We start from the raw sequence: 16362 nt of genomic DNA, 5'->3' as shown, positions 1-16362 counted from the left end.
CTTTCACCAGTAAAGAGTGGGCAATGCCGCCAACGGTCGGTCGCCATGGCGGGCGACCACTTCGTCCAGGCGGCTGGCATCGGGAATGTCACCGGGGCGGATGCCCAGTTCCTCGGCATGGATGCCCTGGGTGACGAAGATGGCGCCGATGCCGGCGCCGTTGGCACCGCGAATATCGGTGTGCAGGGCGTCGCCGACCGCCAGGATGCGGTCCTTCGCCGCCCCCAGGATCGACGACACCTGACCGTAGATGGCCGGGTCGGGCTTGCCGCGCGTCGAGACCCGGCCGCCCAGTTCGGCGTAGCGGCTGGCCAGTTCACCGGCGCACATGATGCGCGCCCCTTGGCGGATCACCACATGGTCGGGATTGGCGCATACCATCGGCAGGCCGCGCCCGACCCCTTCGGCCAGCAACGCCTGGTAATCGGCCAAGGTCTCGGTCAGCTCGACCGGCCCGGTATTCAAGATGAAATCGGCCTGGTCCAGCGGCACCGGACGGTAATCCAGCCCGTCATAGACATTGCGGTCGCGCTCGGGGCCCAGATGATAGAGCTTGCGGCCCAGCACAGCATAGAAGGGATCGGTGCGGTCCTTCAGCTCCAGATGGACCGCCTCGCCCGAGGACAGCACGAAATCATAGAGCTCGCGGCCGATGCCCATCTTGTCCAACTGGGTCACCAGCGCGTCGGACCGCCTGGGCGCGTTGGACAGCAACAAGGTGCTCTTGCCGGCGGCGCGGATGGCGACCAGGGCCTCGCGAGCGCCCGCATAGGCCTCGACCCCATCATGGATCACCCCCCACAGATCAAGGATCAGCCCGTCGAAACGGTCGGCCAGCGCCGACAATCCGGCAATGATCGGAATGCTCACCGGTGATCCGCCCCCACCGCGTCGGCCAGACTGGCAAAGCCGTCCTTGGCCAGCAGGCCGATCAGGCCGCGATTGACCCGGGTGACCAGGCCGGGGCCTTCATAGATCATCGCCGAGTAAAGCTGGACCAGCGAGGCGCCGGCCCGGATCTTGGCATAGGCCTGTTCCGGGCTGGCGATGCCGCCGACCCCGACCAGCGGCAATTTCCCCTGGGTCAGCACATACATGCGGCCCAGCACGGCGGTCGAAGGCGCGAACAGCGGCGCCCCCGACAAGCCGCCGGTTTCCTTCGAAAAAGCCGATTTCAGGCTGTCCGGCCGGGCGATGGTGGTGTTCGACACGATCAGCCCGTCCAGCGCGCCGGCCAGGGCGACGGCGGCGATGTCGGACAGATCCTCGTCGTTCAGATCGGGGGCGATCTTCAGCAACAGCGGCGGGCGCTTGCCCGACGGCACCGCCCGGTCAAGTGCTTCGCGGGTGCGCCCGACCAGCCCTTCCAGTTGGTCGCGGCCCTGCAGCGAGCGCAGGCCCGGCGTGTTGGGCGACGACACGTTGATGACCAGATAATCCGACAGCGGCGCCAGGCGGGCGGCGCCCTTCTCGTAATCCGACGCGGCGTCCTCGGTGTCCTTGTTCTTGCCCAGATTGGCGCCGACGATCCCGATGCGCGGCCGCGCTTCCAGGCGCTTGGCCACCGCCTCCAGGCCTTGGTTGTTGAAGCCCATGCGGTTGATGATGGCCCGGTCCTCGGGCAGGCGGAACATCCGGGGCTTGGGATTGCCGGGCTGCGGACGGGGCGTCACCGAACCGATCTCGACGAAGCCGAAGCCCTGATGCAGCATGGCGTCGGGGACTTCGGCATTCTTGTCGAAGCCGGCGGCCAGGCCGACCGGATTGGGGAAGCGCAGGCCCCACAGCGTGCTTTCCAGCATGGCGGAATCGACGCGCGGTTGACCGGGCACCAGGCCGCAGGCCAGGGCGCGGACGGTCAGGCCGTGGGCCTTTTCCGGGTCCAGGCTGCGGATGACCGGCCCGGCGAGCTTGAAGTAATCGAACAAGTCAGCCCCTCAGAAGCGGGAAGTGATGACGGCCATCGACCAGCGGCAGGTCGTGAACGGCTTTGACCGCCGCCACCGGCAGCGATCCGTAAAGATGCGGGAACAATTGGCCGCCGCGCGCCGGCTCCCATTTCAAGGCGGGACCCAGCCGGGCGGCATCGACCTCCAGCAGCACCAGACCGTCCTGGCCGGCGCGATGCTTGGCGGCGCTGGCCTCGACCTGGAGGGCGGTCGAGAAATGGATGAAGCCGTCGGCCACATCCTGCGACGAGCCGCCATAGCGCCCTACGGCCTGGGCGGCCCGCCATTCCTCGGCACGGCACATATGGTAGATGGTCGGACTCATGATGGGGCGGACCATACCGCAAAGTGTCGGGGCGTTCATCGATAATGTGATCTCGGGTGTTGGCCCGATCACCCCGCCATCAGTAGGGGTTATCGCACCGCGATGGCGGTCAAATATCCCAGGTTCGGGGTCGATCCGGATCAGGAGGGACAGATGCGCTCGTGGCCGTTGGCAAACAAGATTCGCGTGGCCTCGGCCACCTTGGCCCTGGTCGCCGTGGCGATCGGCGCCTATGCCATCTCGACGCTGCGCCAGTACGGCGCGGTGGTGGCCGAGATGGAGGCCGCCTCGCAACGCGCCATCATCGGCGAACGCATCAACAGCCTGGTGCTGGCGGTGGTGATGGATTCCCGCGGCATCTATATGTCGGACCGGCCGGACGTTTCGGAAAAGTACGCCAAACCGCTCTTGGCCAACCTGGAAACGCTGAAGACCCAGGTGGCCCAGTGGAAGACCTTCGCGCCGGCCGATCAGCTTGACCAGTATGACGAGGCCGAACAGGCGACCTTGAACTTCATCCGCTTCAGAACCGAATTGGTGCGATTATCGCGTGAGGCCAGCCTGCCCGAGGCCCGCACCTTCGGCGACAACGATGCCAACCGCAAGGTCCGCAAGGCCCTGAACGACAAGCTGACCGTCCTGACCGACCGCAACGCCCAAGAGGTGCAGGTGCTGGGCGACGAGGTGCCGGCGGTCTATCGCCGCAGCCTGGATTCGATCCTGGCGGTGCTGGTCATCGGCCTCGGCGCCGGCTTGGGCGTGGTGTCGTGGGTGGCGTCGCGCCAGATCGTGCGGCCGATCCGCCAATTGACCGAGGTCATGGGGCGGCTGGCCCGCGGTGACCTCGAGGTCGCCATCCCGGCGTCCGAGGGCCGCAAGGACGAGATCGGCGACATCGCTCGGGCGGTGGCGGTGTTCAAGGCCCAGGCCATCGCGGTCCACGCGGCCGAGATCCGGCGCGAGGCCGACCGCGCCGCCGCCGAGGCCGACAAGGTCGCCTCGCTCAGGGCCATGGCCGACACCATCGAACGTGAGACCCGCCATGCGCTGGACGCGGTGTCGGCGCAGACCGGGGCAATGTCGGCCCAGGCGTCCCACATGGCGCAATCGGCCCTGGACGTCATCCGCGAGTCGCAGGGTGTGGCCACCGCGGCCAACCAGGCGAAGAGCAACGTCCAGGCGGTCGCCGCCGCGACCCAGCAATTGTCCACCTCGATCGGCGAGATTTCCGAACAGGTGTCGGGCGCGGCCCATTCGGCCCGGCTGGCGGTCGAGGCGACCCAATCGGCCGACCAGCGCATCCGGGCCCTGTCCGAGGCGGTCGGCCAGATCGGCGAGGTGTCGCGCATGATCACCGACATCGCCGGGCGCACCAACCTTTTGGCCTTGAACGCCACCATCGAAGCGGCCCGGGCCGGGGAAGCCGGCAAGGGCTTCGCCGTGGTGGCCGGCGAGGTCAAGAGCCTGGCCAACCAGACGGCGGCGGCCACCGGCGAGATCGCCGCCCGCATTGAAACCATCCGCAGCGTCACCGCCGAGGCGGTCGCGGCAGTCGATCTGATCGCCCAATCCATTCGCGCCGTCGATGGCATCTCGGCCGCCATCGCCGCCGCTGTCGAGGAACAAAGTGCCGCGACCGGCGAAATCGCCCGCAATGTCGCCGAAACCGGCCGCGCCGCCGGCGAGGTTTCCGAGCGGATCGGCATGGTCGCCAACCAGTCCGAGGATACCGGCCGTCGCTCCGAGACGGTGCAAGACACCGCCGGCCTGCTCAACCGTGCCGTCGAGGCGCTGTCGGTGACCCTGATTCACACTGTGCGCACCGCCACGTCCGACGTTGACCGCCGCACCTTGGCCCGCCGTCGGGTGAGCGAACAATGCATGGTCGACGGCCCCGGCAAATGCGCCAGTTGCGAACTGTTCGACGTCTGCGAGACGGGGGCCTCGATCGTCGCCGCCGGCGTGGATTTCAAGCCGGGCGAAACCCTGGCGCTGACCGTGCCCGGACACGGCGTCACCGTCCAGGCCAGGGTCCGCGGCACCCGCAACGGCCGCGTCGGCCTGGCGCTCGACCAACCCTTGCCCAACACCTTGCTGGAGGCGGCGGAATAGCCGGCCCCGCCGAAATCCGCTAGACCGGGCCGACCCCGATATTGTCGATCAGGCGGGTGGCGCCCAGCCGGGCCGCGGCCAGAATGCGGGCCGGCCCGGTCAGGTGCGCCATCGGCGCCAGGGTCAGGGCGTCGCGCACCTCGACATAATCGACCGACGAGAAACCAGCGGCCAGCAGGTCGGCGGCGGCCAGATGGCACAGTTCCTCGGACCCCTTGCCGGCCTTCAGGCCCTCGGCCACCTTCTGCAAGGACCGATGCAGCGTCGGCGCCACCTTGCGGTCATCGGCCGACAAATAGGCGTTCCTGGATGACATCGCCAGCCCGTCGGCCTCGCGCACCGTCGGCACGCCCACCACCTCGACCGGGATGTCCAGGTCGGTGACCAGCCGGCGGATCACCGTCAATTGCTGCCAATCCTTCTCGCCGAACAGGGCGACATGGGCCTGGGCCTGCAACAGCAGCTTGGTCACCACCGTCGCGACACCGTCGAAATGGCCGGGCCGGGCACCGCCGCACAAGCCTTCCGACACCCCGGCCACCGACACCTTGGAGGCAAAGCCTTGCGGATACATCTCGTCGACGGTGGGCGCGAACAGCAGGGCGCAGCCGGCCTGGTCCAGCAATTGGGCGTCGCGTTCCTCTTGGCGGGGATAGCGCGAGAAATCCTCGTTGGGGCCGAACTGGGTCGGATTGACGAACACCGAGGCGACCACCCGGTCGGCGATGTCCAGGCCAGCGGTGACCAGCGCCAGATGACCGTCATGCAGCGCCCCCATGGTGGGGACGAAGGCGACCTTGAGGCCCTGGTCGCGCCAATAGCGCACCCGGGCGCGAAGGTCGGCCTTGGAGCGGACGATGTCGAGGGATTCGGCCATGGGCAACGCTCGTCAGATCTTGGGGGGCTTGGGCACGCCGAAGCAATGTTCGGGGCCGGGGAAGGCGCGCGTCTTGACCTCGGCGGCATAGGTCGCCGCCGCCTGGTCGATGATCGGACCCAGTTGGGCATAGCGCTTGACGAATTTCGGGGTGAAATCCGAGAACAGACCGAACATGTCGTCGCTGACCAGCACCTGGCCGTCGCAGGCCGGCGAGGCGCCGATGCCGATGGTCGGGATCATGATCTCGGCGGTCAGCGCGCGGGCGACCGGCTCGACCGTGCCTTCGACCACCACCGAGAAGGCCCCGGCCTCGCACACCGCGCGGGCGTCGGCGCGGATGCCGGCCGCTTCCTCGGACTGGCGGCCCTGCGCCCGGAACCCGCCGGCGGCGTGGACCGCCTGCGGCTTCAACCCGACATGGGCCATCACCGGAATGCCGCGCTCGACCAGGAAGGCGATGGTGTCGGCCATCTCGCGGCCGCCTTCCAGCTTGACCGCGGCGCAGCCGGTCTCGACCATCACCCGGGCGGCGTTGCGAAACGCCACCTCCTTGCTTTCCTGATAGCTGCCGAACGGCATGTCGACCACCACGCAGGCATGGTCCGAGCCGCGCATCACCGCACGGCCATGATTGATCATCATGTCCAGCGTCACCCCCAGGGTGGTGTCCATGCCGTAAAGCACCATCCCCAGCGAATCGCCGACCAGCAGCACGTCGACATGGCGGTCCAGCAGGCGCGCGACCGGGGTGGTATAGGCGGTCAGCACGACGATCGGTTCGCCACCCTTGCGGGCGCGGATGTCGCGGGTGGTGACCCGCTTGGCTTGGACTTGGGTGCTCACGGTGGCGATCCTCGCTTCAACCGGTGGGGCCGCCCTCGGCGGTTTCCTTGAGGCGCTTGGTGTCTTGCAGGACCACATGGCCCGAGGCCGGCAATCCGATGATGCCGTCGCGCTTCAATTGGGTGAAGGTGCGGCTGACCGTCTCGATGGTCAGGCCAAGATAATCGGCGATGTCGGCCCGGCTCATCGGCAGATCGACCGGGCTTGCGGCCAGTCCGCGCTCGACGGCGCGCCGCGACAAGGTGTCGAGGAAGCTGGCGACCTTTTCGCGCGCGGTCTTGCGGCCCAGCAGCAGCATCTGGTCGTGTGCCGCCACCAAGTCTTTGACGGTCATGGTGAACAGCCGGCGTTCCAGCATCGGAATCTCGCCGCGCAACGAATCGAGCTTCCTATGGGTGAAGCGGCACAACTGGGTCTGGGTCAGGGTCTCGGCGGTATAGGCATAGCCGCCGTCGAGCCCCAGGCCGAACAGGTCGCCCGAGAACAGGAACCCGATGATCTGGCGTCGCCCGTCGGACAGAAGTTTGTAAAGCTTCACCGCGCCGCCCGAGATGGAATAGACGTGGTCGGCGACGTCGCCCTCGCGGAAGACGGTGAAGGCGGCCGGCAGCTCGGCGTGGCAGCGCACGCTGGCCAGGCGCTTGATCTCGTCCGACGACAGGTCGGCACAGAAGGCGATCTCGCGCACGACGTCGCAATTGCGGCATGACGGCCGCGCGAGATCGATTTCGCGTTCTGCCTTGTGGTCTTCAAAGTCCAGTGGCGGCGGCATCACACTCAACCATTCGCCCCCGTCAGCCCGATGATCCGGTGGGACCGGCCGGCGGGGTCGCCGGCGGTTCGGTGGGTGCTGCGTCGTCATCTTCGAAAAGAATGCGATGCGCCGCCCCGTCCAGGTCGTCGAACTGACCGGACTTCAGGGCCCACAGGAAGGCCACCAGGCCGATCAGCCCCAGAACCAGGGCCACCGGAATCAGCATCAAAAGATTGGTCAAGCCTTTCTCCCGCGCGTCAGCCGCAGGGCGTTGCCAATTACTACCAGCGACGAGGTCGACATGGCAATCGCCGCGATGAGGGGGGTGACCTGGCCGGCCACCGCCAAGGGCACGGTAAAGAGGTTGTAACCCAGGGCCAGGGCGAAATTCTCCATCACCAGACGGCGCGATTTTTCCGCCACCCGCAAGGTCTCCAGCACCGGCGCCAGGCGCTCGCCCTGGAACACCACGTCGGCGGCGGTCTGGCTGACATCGACCGCACTGGACGGCGAGGCCGAGACATGGGCGGCCGCCAGGGCCGGGGCGTCGTTCAAGCCGTCGCCGACCATCAGGACCTTGTGGCCCAGGCCCTTCAAGTGCTCGAGCCGGGCCACCTTGTCGGCCGGGGTGCAGCCGGCCCGCCAGGTATCGATGGCCAATTCGGCCGCCAGCAGCCGCACGGTCGCCTCGCGGTCACCCGACAACAGCTCGACGGTCAGGCCGCGGGCCTTCAGGTCCCGCACCATTGCCGCCGCATCGGGGCGCGGCCCATCCTGGAAGCCGAAGCGCACCGGGGCCAAGCCCGGCCGGTCCAGCCACAATTCCGGCCCCTGGGCATGGTCGTCGTCGGCGATGCCCAGCCAGGCGCGGCTGCCCAGACGGATGGCGCCCGCGACCATGCCGCGTCCCGGTTCCTCGCGAAGATCGGGCGCCAGCCCCACCGATGGCGCCGCCGACGCCAGCGCCTTGGCCAGCGGGTGGTGCGAGCCGGCGGCCAGACGGGCGGCATCGGCCAGGTCGGCGGCGGTCCAGCCGCCATCCTCGATCAATACAGGACGGCCCAGGGTCAGGGTGCCGGTCTTGTCGAACACCACCCGGTCGATCTCGGCGAAGCGTTCCAACGCCGTGGCCGATTTCAGCAAGATGCCCTGGCGCAGCAGCCGGCCCGAGGCGATCACCTGGACCACCGGCACCGCCAGGGCCAGGGCGCACGGACAGGTGATGATCAGCACCGCCACCGCATGCAGCAGCGCCACCTGCCAGGGAATGGACCCCAGCAGCACCCAGCCCAGGAAGGTGACCAGAGCCGCCACATGGACGACGGGCGCGTACCACCGCGCCACCCGGTCGGCCAGGGCGACATAGCGGGCGCGGCCCTGCTCGGCCACCTCCATCATGCGCACGATCTCGGCCAGCAAGGTCCTCTCGCCGACGGCATCGACGGTCAGGCGCAGCGGCCCCGACAGGTTGATGGTGCCGGCGAACACCCGCGCGCCGGGGCCGATGGCCGCCGGCACGGTCTCGCCGGTGATCAGGCTGGTATCGACATCCGACACCCCCTCGGCCACCAGCCCATCGACGCCGATGCGCTCGCCGGCCGCCACCAGCACGGTCTGGCCGACCGCCACCTGGGTCGGCGGCACCAGCTTCTGGGTGCCGTCGGCTTCCAGCACGGTGACGGCGACGGCGTCGAGCGCCAGCAGATGTTCCGCCGCCGAGCGGGCGCGCCCCCTGGCCCGGCTGTCGAGATAGCGCCCGATCAGCAGGAAGAACAACAGCGTGATGGCCGAATCGAAATAGGCGTGCTCGCCCGAGCGGATGGTCTCGGCCAGGCTCATGGCCGAGGCCAGGGTCACACCCAGGGTGATCGGCACGTCCATGTTGGTGCGCCCGCCGCGCAAAGCGGTGAAGGCCGAGCGGGCGAAGGGCCGCACGCAATACAGCACCGCCGGCAGCACGATCAGGGCGCTGATCCAATGCATCAGGTCGCGGGTCGCCGGCCCCATATAGGAAAAATGCCCGGCCCACACCGACACCGACAGCAGCATGACGTTGCCGGCGGCGAAGCCGGCCACCGCCATGGCGCGCAGCAGGTCCTTTTCCGCCTTGTCGGTCTCGCGGCCCAGCTTGGCCGGGTCGAACGGCACCAGGCGATAGCCGACCTTGAAAACCGGGGCCAGGAAGGTGCCGGGATCGACCTGATCGGGCCGCCAGCGCACCACCAGGCGCCGGGTGGTCATGTTGACCCGCGCCCAGGTAACGCCCGGCTGGCGCGACAGCAGCGCCTCGATCAGCCAGACGCAGGCGGCGCAGTGGATGCCCTCGACCATCAGGTTCAGGCTGGCTTCGCCCGTGTCGTCCTGGCGCACATGGGCGGAGACGTCATGGAAGGCCGAGGCGGCCTCGTCCGGACGGGTCGGCCGGGCGTTGGGGTCGAGCGAGCGGCGCGCGTAATAGCGCTCGAGCCCCAGCCCCTGGAGCAGCTCGAAGGCGCCCTCGCAGCCCCGACAACAGAACTCGCCGCCCAGCGAGGCCGGAACCGGCGACCCGCAATGACGGCAGGGTGTTTCGATCACGGAACCACGATGCGCTGGCTGTGCTGATAGGAAACGCCGTCGCCGATCGCCGCCATTTCCAGGTCCCACACCCCGTTCAGGGGCAGGTCGTAATGGCCGCCATAACGCCCACCGCCCAGCGGGGCCAGGGTGATCTGGTGATCAAAGCCGCCCAGGGTCGGACGAATCACCGACGCGGTCACCGCCAAACCCTCGACCGGCTTGCCGTCGCGGTCCTTGTAGGCGATGTCGATATCCATGCCCGGCTGGATTCCGGCCACCGGCTTCAGCTTGGTCTCGACCGTCCAGCCCATCTCGGCCTGGGCCTTGGCCGCCTCGAGCGCACGGTTGTAAAGACGGCCCTTTTCATAGGCGTCGGTTTCCGCCAGGCCCGTGAAGGTCGAGGTGGCGAAATAGGCCAAGGTCGCGTTGACCCCGATGACCACCAGGAAGGCGCCAACGAAGATATAGGGATACCACCAGCCGCGTTGGCGGGTCTTTGCCATGCTCGTCATATCCTTATGGTCCCGCGAACAGAGATTCGGTGCGGAGCGTGCTCCCCTCGGACAATTCCGTCAACTCGAAGAAGATCGGGGTCTTCTTGCCCTTGAGGTTGCTTTCCGGCACATCGACATAGACACGGAAGGTGCCGATATCGTCGCCGGTCACCTGCAACTCGGTCTCGGTGACACGGGTGGCACCGCCCACCACGCTGATGGTGGCCCCCTCGAGACCGGCCACCTTCACCCGGTAGGTCCGGTCCTTGCGGATCATGTTCAGCACCTTGTAGGTATAGCCGTTGCGCACGGTGCCGTCTGACTGCACCACGAACAAGGGCGTGCGCTCGTGAAGCACGTTGGCCTCGGTGGTGCGCCGGGTCCCCAGCGAGATCATCATGCCGGCGGCGATGACCACGATCAGGGCGGTGTAGATCAAGGTGCGCGGACGGATCAGCCTGGTCTCGCCCTTGGCGCCCCTGGCCCGGGCCTCGACATTGTTGGCCGAATCATAGCTGATCAGGTGCGGGGGCAAGCCGTACTTCTTCATCACGGTGTCGCAGGCGTCGGCGCACAGGCCGCAGCCGATGCAGCCCATCTGCAGACCTTCGCGGATGTCGATGCCGGTCGGGCAGGCCTGGACGCAGGCCTTGCAATCGATGCAATGGCCGCGCCCTTCAAAGGTGCCGCCTTTGCGCATCGGGGCACGCGGCTCGCCGCGCCAGGTCTCGTAATTGATGATCAGCGAATGCTCGTCGAGCATCGACGACTGGAAGCGCGAATAGGGGCACATGTACAGGCACACCTGCTCGCGGGCGAAGCCGGCCAGCAGATAGCAGAAGCCGCCGATGATGAAGATGCACGAATAGGCGCCGATCGACGCTTCCAGCGTCAGGATTTCCTTCAGGGTCTGGAAGGCGTCGCCGAAGAACAGCACGAACGAGGCGCCGCACGCCGCCGAAATCACCAGCCACAGCGCATGGACGATGGCGGTCTTGGTGATCTTGTGGGCATCCCACTTGCGCCGGACCAGATTCATGCGGGCCGGGCGGTCGCCGACCACCAGCCGTTCCACCAGGATGAACAGGTCGGTATAGACCGTCTGCCAGCACAGGAAGCCGCACCACACGCGGCCGGCCACGGCCGACATGAAGAACAAGACGATCGCCGCCAGCAGCAGCAGGCCGGTCAGGTAATAGACTTCCTGCGGCCAGATCTCGATGAAGAAGAAATAGCCGCGCCGCCCATCCAGGTCGGCCAGGATGGCCTGGTCCGGCGCGCCGGGGCCGCGGTCCCAGCGCAGGAACGGCGCCAGGTGCCAGAAGCCCAGGGTCAGCGCCATCAACCACCATTTAAGGTTACGGTAGATGCCCTTGACCGCGCGCGGGTGGATGATCACCGTCTCGGCGTATAGCGAGGTGGATTGCTTGGGCGGCGACACATGCTGGTTCATCGCGACACTTCTCTCCGGGGGCCGAGCCCCTTGCTTTGCGCCGGAAACGGGGCGCCCGAAACGGGCGATCGACCGGGCCATCCAACGATCATCGCCGAAATGCGCGCGCAGCGCGGCCGGCGTCAACTTAATTTCAGGTAATCGACCAATGACAAATGCCCTGACCCGAAGGCACGCGGCGCGAACCTTCGGGTCAGGACACCAGAAACGGAGACGGGGTGCGCCCCGCGAACAGAGCGCACCCCGACCCGATCACCTTGGCTTACTTGCCGCCACCCAGCGAGTGGACGTAGACAGCCAGGATCTTGATGGTGCCGGCGTCCAGACGCTCGGTCCAAGCGGGCATCGAGCCGTGCTTGGGCTTGGTCATCTGGGCGATCACACCCTCCTTGCCGCCCTTGTAGAGCCAAATGTTGTTGTTGAGCGCCGGAGCACCCAGGTCCTTCATGCCAACGCCGCCTTCCTGGTGACAGGCCGAGCAACGTTCAGCGAAAAGGGCCTCGCCGGGCGAACCGGCGGCCGGGGTCTTGGCACTCAGCGACACGACATAGTCGGCCAGCTGGCTGACCTGGTCGGCCGACAACGCGTCGCCGGTACCGAAGGGCAGCATTTCGCTCTGACGCGAATCCGGGTGGGCATTGCGGACACCGAACTTGATGGTCTGTTCGATGTCGGCCAGGGTGCCGCCCCAAATCCACTCGTCATCGGCCAGACGCGGATAGGCGCCGGGAACACCGACACCGCCGGCGCCGTGACAGGCCGAGCAGTTTTCGCCGAACAGGGCCTTACCCGCCGACTGGGCGAAGTTGAGCAGGGCCTTGTCCTTCACGATGTCCTCGGGCGAAGCGTTCTGCAGCTTGGCCATCCACTGGGCGCGCGAAGCCTGCTGAGCCTTCAGATCCTCGGCGACGTTGGCGCGCGAGGAATAGTTCAGCATGCCCTGGGTGTAGCCCGTAGGCGTCGGCCAGGCCGGCATCGCAATCCAGTAACCGATGGCCCACAGCACGCAGGCCCAGAACACATAAACCCACCATTTCGGCAGAGGAGTGTTCAACTCCTTGATGCCGTCCCACTCGTGACCGGTCGTCATCTGACCGGAAACCGAGTCCTTTTCCATCGAAGCCATGTTAGCGCTCCTTGTCGTCGTCGTCCCTCAGGGGGATGTCACCGTACGATTCCAGCCGATCCTTGTTCTTGGGGCGGAAGGCGTAGATGACGATCCCGAGGAACAAAACCATCAACCAAAGTCCCCAGATGGAACGGAGGAACTCAGAAATTTGAATAAGAGTCACTCCGTGTCCCTCCGTTAACGGCGAATGGTTTCCGGCTTAACCTTGGTGAAGTCGACCATGGTGCCGAGGACCTGCAGATAGGCCACCAGCGCATCCATTTCGGTGACCTTCTTGGGGTCACCATCGACATCACCCATGCGGGCCTTCGGGTAGGACTTCAGAACGGCGGCGTCCGGCGAGTCGCTGGAAGCCTGTTCGGTCAGATCCTTCACCGCATTGGCGATCTGAGCATCGGTGTAAGGAACACCGACGATCTGAAGCGCCTTCATGTTGCCCTGGATGTTCGAGGTATCCAGAGCGCGCATGAGGTGCGGATAACCCGGCATGATCGATTCCGGAACAACGTCGCGGGGATTGATCATGTGACGGACATGCCAGTCGTTGGTGTACTTGCCACCCACGCGGGCCAGGTCCGGGCCGGTACGCTTCGACGACCACTGGAAGGGGTGGTCATACTTGGACTCGGCCGCCAGGCTGTAGTGACCATAGCGTTCGACCTCGTCCTTGAACGGACGGATCATCTGGCTATGGCAGTTGTAGCAGCCTTCGCGGACATAGATGTCACGACCAGCCTGCTCGAGCGGGCTGTACGGACGAACACCGTCGACCTTCTCGATGGTGGATTCGATGTGGAACAGCGGCACGACCTCGACGAGGCCGCCCACGATCACGCACAGCAGAATGCCGACCGCCAGGAAGAAGACGTTGGTTTCAAGATGCTTGTGATGCTTGAAGACAGACATTGCCGTTCCTCCCCTTAGCGAGCGCCGGCGGTGGAGGGCTGCATGGCCTCGTCGGCCACGTCACCCTTGATGGTCTTAACGAAGTTATAGACCATCACCAGCGCACCCAGGACGAACAGCAGGCCGCCCAGAGCACGGATCACGTAGTAGGGGTGCATGGCTTCCACGGTCTCGATGAACGAGTACTGCAGGAAACCAAGGTTGTCGTACGCACGCCACATCAGACCCTGCATGATGCCGGAAATCCACATGGCGGTGATGTACAGCACGATACCGATCGTGGCGACCCAGAAGTGCACACCCACCAGCTTCAGCGAGTAGACTTCCTTACGGCCCCACAGCTTCGGAACCAGGTAGTACAGGGCACCGAACGACACGAAGGCAACCCAACCCAAGGCGCCCGAGTGCACGTGGCCGACGGTCCAGTCGGTGTAGTGCGACAGCGAGTTCACCGCCTTGATCGACATCATCGGACCTTCGAAGGTCGACATGCCGTAGAAGGCCACCGACGACACCAGGAAGCGCATGACCGGATCGGTCCTAAGCTTGTCCCAGGCGCCCGACAGGGTCATCAGGCCGTTGATCATGCCACCCCACGACGGCATCCACAGCATCACCGAGAAGGTGGCACCCAGAGTCTGGGCCCAATCCGGCAGGGCGGTGTAATGCAGATGGTGCGGGCCGGCCCAGATGTACAGGAAGATCAGGGCCCAGAAGTGCACGATCGACAGACGGTACGAATAGACCGGACGCTCGGCGCGCTTGGGCACGAAGTAGTACATGATGCCCAGGAAGCCGGCGGTCAGGAAGAAGCCCACCGCGTTATGGCCGTACCACCACTGGGTCATGGCGTTCTGGACGCCACCGAACAGGTTGTACGACTTCATCCACGAGCCACCGAACAGACCGGCCGGAACGGCCAGGTTGTTGCCCAGGTGCAGCATGGCGACGGTCAGGATCATCGAGAAGAAGAACCAGTTCGCCACGTAGATGTGGGGTTCCTTGCGCTTCATGATGGTGCCGGCGAACGCGATCAGGTAGGCCACCCAGATCACGGTCAGCCACAGGTCGATCCACCATTCCGGCTCGGCGTATTCCTGGCCCTGGCTGAAGCCCAGCACATAGGTCAGGGCGGCCACGACGATCAGCGCCTGGAAGTTGAAGAAGATGAAGTTGCCCAGACCGGCGCCACCGAACAATTCGGCGCGGCAGGTCCGCTGAACCACATACAACGAGGTGGAGAAAAGAATATTGCCGCCGAAGGCGAAGATCACGGCGGAGGTGTGAACGGGACGCAGACGACCGAAGGTGGTCCACTCCAGGTCCATGTTCAGGGCGGGGAAGGCCAGCTGCCAGGCGATGAAATCGCCAGCCAGAAAGCCCACCACACCCCAGAAAATCGCCGCAAGGACGAACTTCTTCACCACGTCTTCGCAATAGCGCGTGGCGTCGGTGTTGGTGCTCATGCCGAACTCCTGTTTCGACCGGAAAAGGGTCAACCCGAAGCGCCTACCGGCCCATGCGAAACGTTCCCCCGCCGCACGAACCGGTCGGATAGACTTTGCCTCGAGTGGGCGCACTATGACCAGATGAACAAGGAACGCCATTGATCCATATCAAAATCGCTTAAAAATTAAGGTCTCCACCGCAGTTTTTCTGCCTTTCCTGGATTCATTCCGCTCGTTAGAGTGGGGCCATGCCCGCCTCATCCCCCGACACGCCCGCCACCCGCCCGGTGATTCGCTTCGCCAAGGGCCGGTCGCGGCGCTTCCGCGCCGGCCACCCGTGGATCTTCTCGAATGAGATCGAGATGACCTCCGACGCCAAGTCCTTGCCGCCCGGCAGCCTGGTCACCATCCAGGATGCCGGCGACGAGAAACTGGCGGTGGCCACCTTCAACCCCCATTCGTTGATCGCCGCCCGGGCGTTGTCGCGCGACTGGACGGAAGCGGTCGATGCCGCCTTCCTGGCTCGCCGCCTGCGGGCCGCGCTCGCCTTGCGCGACACCTTGTTCCCGACGCCGCATTACCGGCTGATCCATTCCGAGGCCGACGGACTGCCCGGTCTGGTTCTCGATCGTTATGGCGACGTGCTGGTGGCCCAGGTCAACAGCGCCGGCATGGAGCGGCTAACGCCCCTGCTGCTCGATGCCCTGACCGAGGTGCTGGCGCCCGCCGCCATCGTGCTGAAGAACGACAGCCCGGTGCGCGGCCTCGAGGGCCTGGCCCTCGAGCACCGCGTTGCGCTGGGCGCCATCGACGGCCCGGTCGAGTTGATCGAGAACGGCTGCCGCTTCCTGGCCGACCTGGATGGCGGCCAGAAGACCGGCTGGTTCTACGACCAGCGCGACAACCGGGCCTTCGCGGCAGGGCTGGCCAAGGGCCGGCGCATGCTGGACGTCTATACTTATGCCGGCGGCTTCGCCGTCCAGGCGGCGATGGCCGGAGCCACCGAAATCGTCGCCATCGATCGGTCGGAACATTCGCTGGAACTGGCGGCCCGCTCGGCCGAGCTGAACGGCGCCCGCGTCACCTGGGTCCGGGCCGAGGCCTTCGCCGAAATGGCCCGCCTGCACAGCGCCGGCGAGCGGTTCGGCATGGTGGTGGTCGACCCGCCGGCCTTCGTCAAGTCCAAGAAGGACCTGCAGGCGGCCTCGAAGGGCTATCGCAAGATGGTTCGCCTGGCCGCCCCCCTGGTCGAGCCGGGCGGCTTCCTGCTGGCCGCCTCGTGCTCGCATCACATGCCTTTGGACCTGTTCACCGACGAGATCGCCCACGGACTGTCCCAGGCCGGCCGCACCGGGCGGATTCTGCGCCGCTCGGGCGCCGGCGCCGACCATCCGCTGCATCCGATGGTGCCGGAAAGCGCCTATCTCAAGGCGGTGACCCTACAGCTGGATTAGTTTGTCGGGTTGATCTTCGCCCAATAGCCGACTACCCTGCCCCACGCTTATGTATA

The 16362-nt window shown here is 66.2% G+C and carries 16 protein-coding genes; 2 read left to right on the top strand and 14 right to left on the bottom strand.

Annotated elements, in window-relative coordinates; translation table 11 throughout:
* Positions 1–3: 3 nt before the first annotated feature.
* From MTBLM5_RS10170 to MTBLM5_RS10160, 3 genes are read right to left on the bottom strand one after another with little or no spacing between them, the layout of a single operon-like run.
* Positions 4–870 carry a TIGR01459 family HAD-type hydrolase gene (locus MTBLM5_RS10170; protein ID WP_254430984.1) on the bottom strand — a complete coding sequence of 289 codons (867 nt, stop codon included), beginning with the start codon at positions 868–870 and terminating at the stop codon, positions 4–6.
* Positions 867–1928 carry a quinone-dependent dihydroorotate dehydrogenase gene (locus MTBLM5_RS10165; RefSeq protein WP_173976009.1) on the bottom strand — a complete coding sequence of 354 codons (1062 nt, stop codon included), beginning with the start codon at positions 1926–1928 and terminating at the stop codon, positions 867–869. The genes MTBLM5_RS10170 and MTBLM5_RS10165 overlap by 4 nt, the downstream gene beginning before the upstream one ends.
* 1 nt (position 1929) lies before the next feature.
* Positions 1930–2274 (bottom strand): DUF952 domain-containing protein, encoded by a 345-nt coding sequence (locus MTBLM5_RS10160; protein ID WP_217425011.1) that lies wholly within the window; start codon positions 2272–2274, stop codon positions 1930–1932.
* A 153-nt stretch (positions 2275–2427) separates the two neighbouring features.
* Between MTBLM5_RS10160 and MTBLM5_RS10155 the strand changes: the two genes are divergently transcribed.
* Positions 2428–4386, top strand: coding sequence for a methyl-accepting chemotaxis protein (locus tag MTBLM5_RS10155; protein WP_173976008.1), 1959 nt, complete (start codon positions 2428–2430; stop codon positions 4384–4386).
* Positions 4387–4405: 19 nt separating this feature from the next.
* Here the strand turns inward: MTBLM5_RS10155 and panC are convergent, their stop codons facing one another.
* The 11 genes from panC to ccoN form a co-directional block, all read right to left on the bottom strand.
* A complete protein-coding gene (panC, locus tag MTBLM5_RS10150; RefSeq protein WP_173976007.1) occupies positions 4406–5263 on the bottom strand; it encodes a pantoate--beta-alanine ligase in 858 nt (285 codons plus the stop codon).
* Positions 5264–5275: 12 nt separating this feature from the next.
* On the bottom strand, positions 5276–6109 hold the full coding sequence (gene panB, locus MTBLM5_RS10145) for a 3-methyl-2-oxobutanoate hydroxymethyltransferase (protein WP_254430983.1): 834 nt from the start codon (positions 6107–6109) through the stop codon (positions 5276–5278).
* 16 nt (positions 6110–6125) lie between these two features.
* Positions 6126–6881 carry a helix-turn-helix domain-containing protein gene (locus MTBLM5_RS10140; RefSeq protein ID WP_082910747.1) on the bottom strand — a complete coding sequence of 252 codons (756 nt, stop codon included), beginning with the start codon at positions 6879–6881 and terminating at the stop codon, positions 6126–6128.
* A gap of 22 nt (positions 6882–6903) precedes the next feature.
* A complete protein-coding gene (gene ccoS / locus MTBLM5_RS10135; protein ID WP_173976005.1) occupies positions 6904–7104 on the bottom strand; it encodes a cbb3-type cytochrome oxidase assembly protein CcoS in 201 nt (66 codons plus the stop codon).
* Positions 7101–9440 carry a heavy metal translocating P-type ATPase metal-binding domain-containing protein gene (locus MTBLM5_RS10130; RefSeq protein WP_173976004.1) on the bottom strand — a complete coding sequence of 780 codons (2340 nt, stop codon included), beginning with the start codon at positions 9438–9440 and terminating at the stop codon, positions 7101–7103. Before MTBLM5_RS10130 ends, ccoS begins: the two co-directional genes overlap by 4 nt.
* Positions 9437–9925 carry a FixH family protein gene (locus MTBLM5_RS10125; protein ID WP_173976003.1) on the bottom strand — a complete coding sequence of 163 codons (489 nt, stop codon included), beginning with the start codon at positions 9923–9925 and terminating at the stop codon, positions 9437–9439. Before MTBLM5_RS10125 ends, MTBLM5_RS10130 begins: the two co-directional genes overlap by 4 nt.
* A gap of 13 nt (positions 9926–9938) precedes the next feature.
* Positions 9939–11369: a cytochrome c oxidase accessory protein CcoG gene (ccoG, locus tag MTBLM5_RS10120; RefSeq protein WP_173976002.1), complete on the bottom strand. Its 1431-nt coding sequence runs from the start codon at positions 11367–11369 to the stop codon at positions 9939–9941.
* Positions 11370–11631: 262 nt separating this feature from the next.
* Positions 11632–12495, bottom strand: coding sequence for a cytochrome-c oxidase, cbb3-type subunit III (gene ccoP / locus MTBLM5_RS10115; RefSeq protein ID WP_173976001.1), 864 nt, complete (start codon positions 12493–12495; stop codon positions 11632–11634).
* Position 12496: 1 nt separating this feature from the next.
* The gene (locus tag MTBLM5_RS10110) at positions 12497–12607 is read right to left on the bottom strand and encodes a cbb3-type cytochrome c oxidase subunit 3 (RefSeq protein WP_173976000.1); all 111 of its coding nucleotides are present in this window, start codon (positions 12605–12607) and stop codon (positions 12497–12499) included.
* Positions 12608–12675: 68 nt separating this feature from the next.
* Entirely contained in the window at positions 12676–13404 is a 729-nt protein-coding gene (gene ccoO / locus MTBLM5_RS10105) for a cytochrome-c oxidase, cbb3-type subunit II (RefSeq protein ID WP_173975999.1), read from the bottom strand.
* Between the two features lie 14 nt (positions 13405–13418).
* Positions 13419–14870 carry a cytochrome-c oxidase, cbb3-type subunit I gene (gene ccoN, locus MTBLM5_RS10100; RefSeq protein WP_173975998.1) on the bottom strand — a complete coding sequence of 484 codons (1452 nt, stop codon included), beginning with the start codon at positions 14868–14870 and terminating at the stop codon, positions 13419–13421.
* 230 nt (positions 14871–15100) lie between these two features.
* On the opposite strand from ccoN, the gene MTBLM5_RS10095 reads away from it, so the two are divergent.
* Entirely contained in the window at positions 15101–16306 is a 1206-nt protein-coding gene (locus MTBLM5_RS10095) for a class I SAM-dependent rRNA methyltransferase (protein ID WP_173975997.1), read from the top strand.
* Positions 16307–16362: the final 56 nt, after the last annotated feature.

Origin of the sequence: Magnetospirillum sp. LM-5 (assembly GCF_902729445.1) — a bacterium.
Lineage (GTDB): Bacteria > Pseudomonadota > Alphaproteobacteria > Rhodospirillales > Magnetospirillaceae > Magnetospirillum.
The sequence above is the reverse complement of the archived record's forward strand: the minus strand, read 5'-3'. Positions and strand labels throughout refer to the sequence as shown.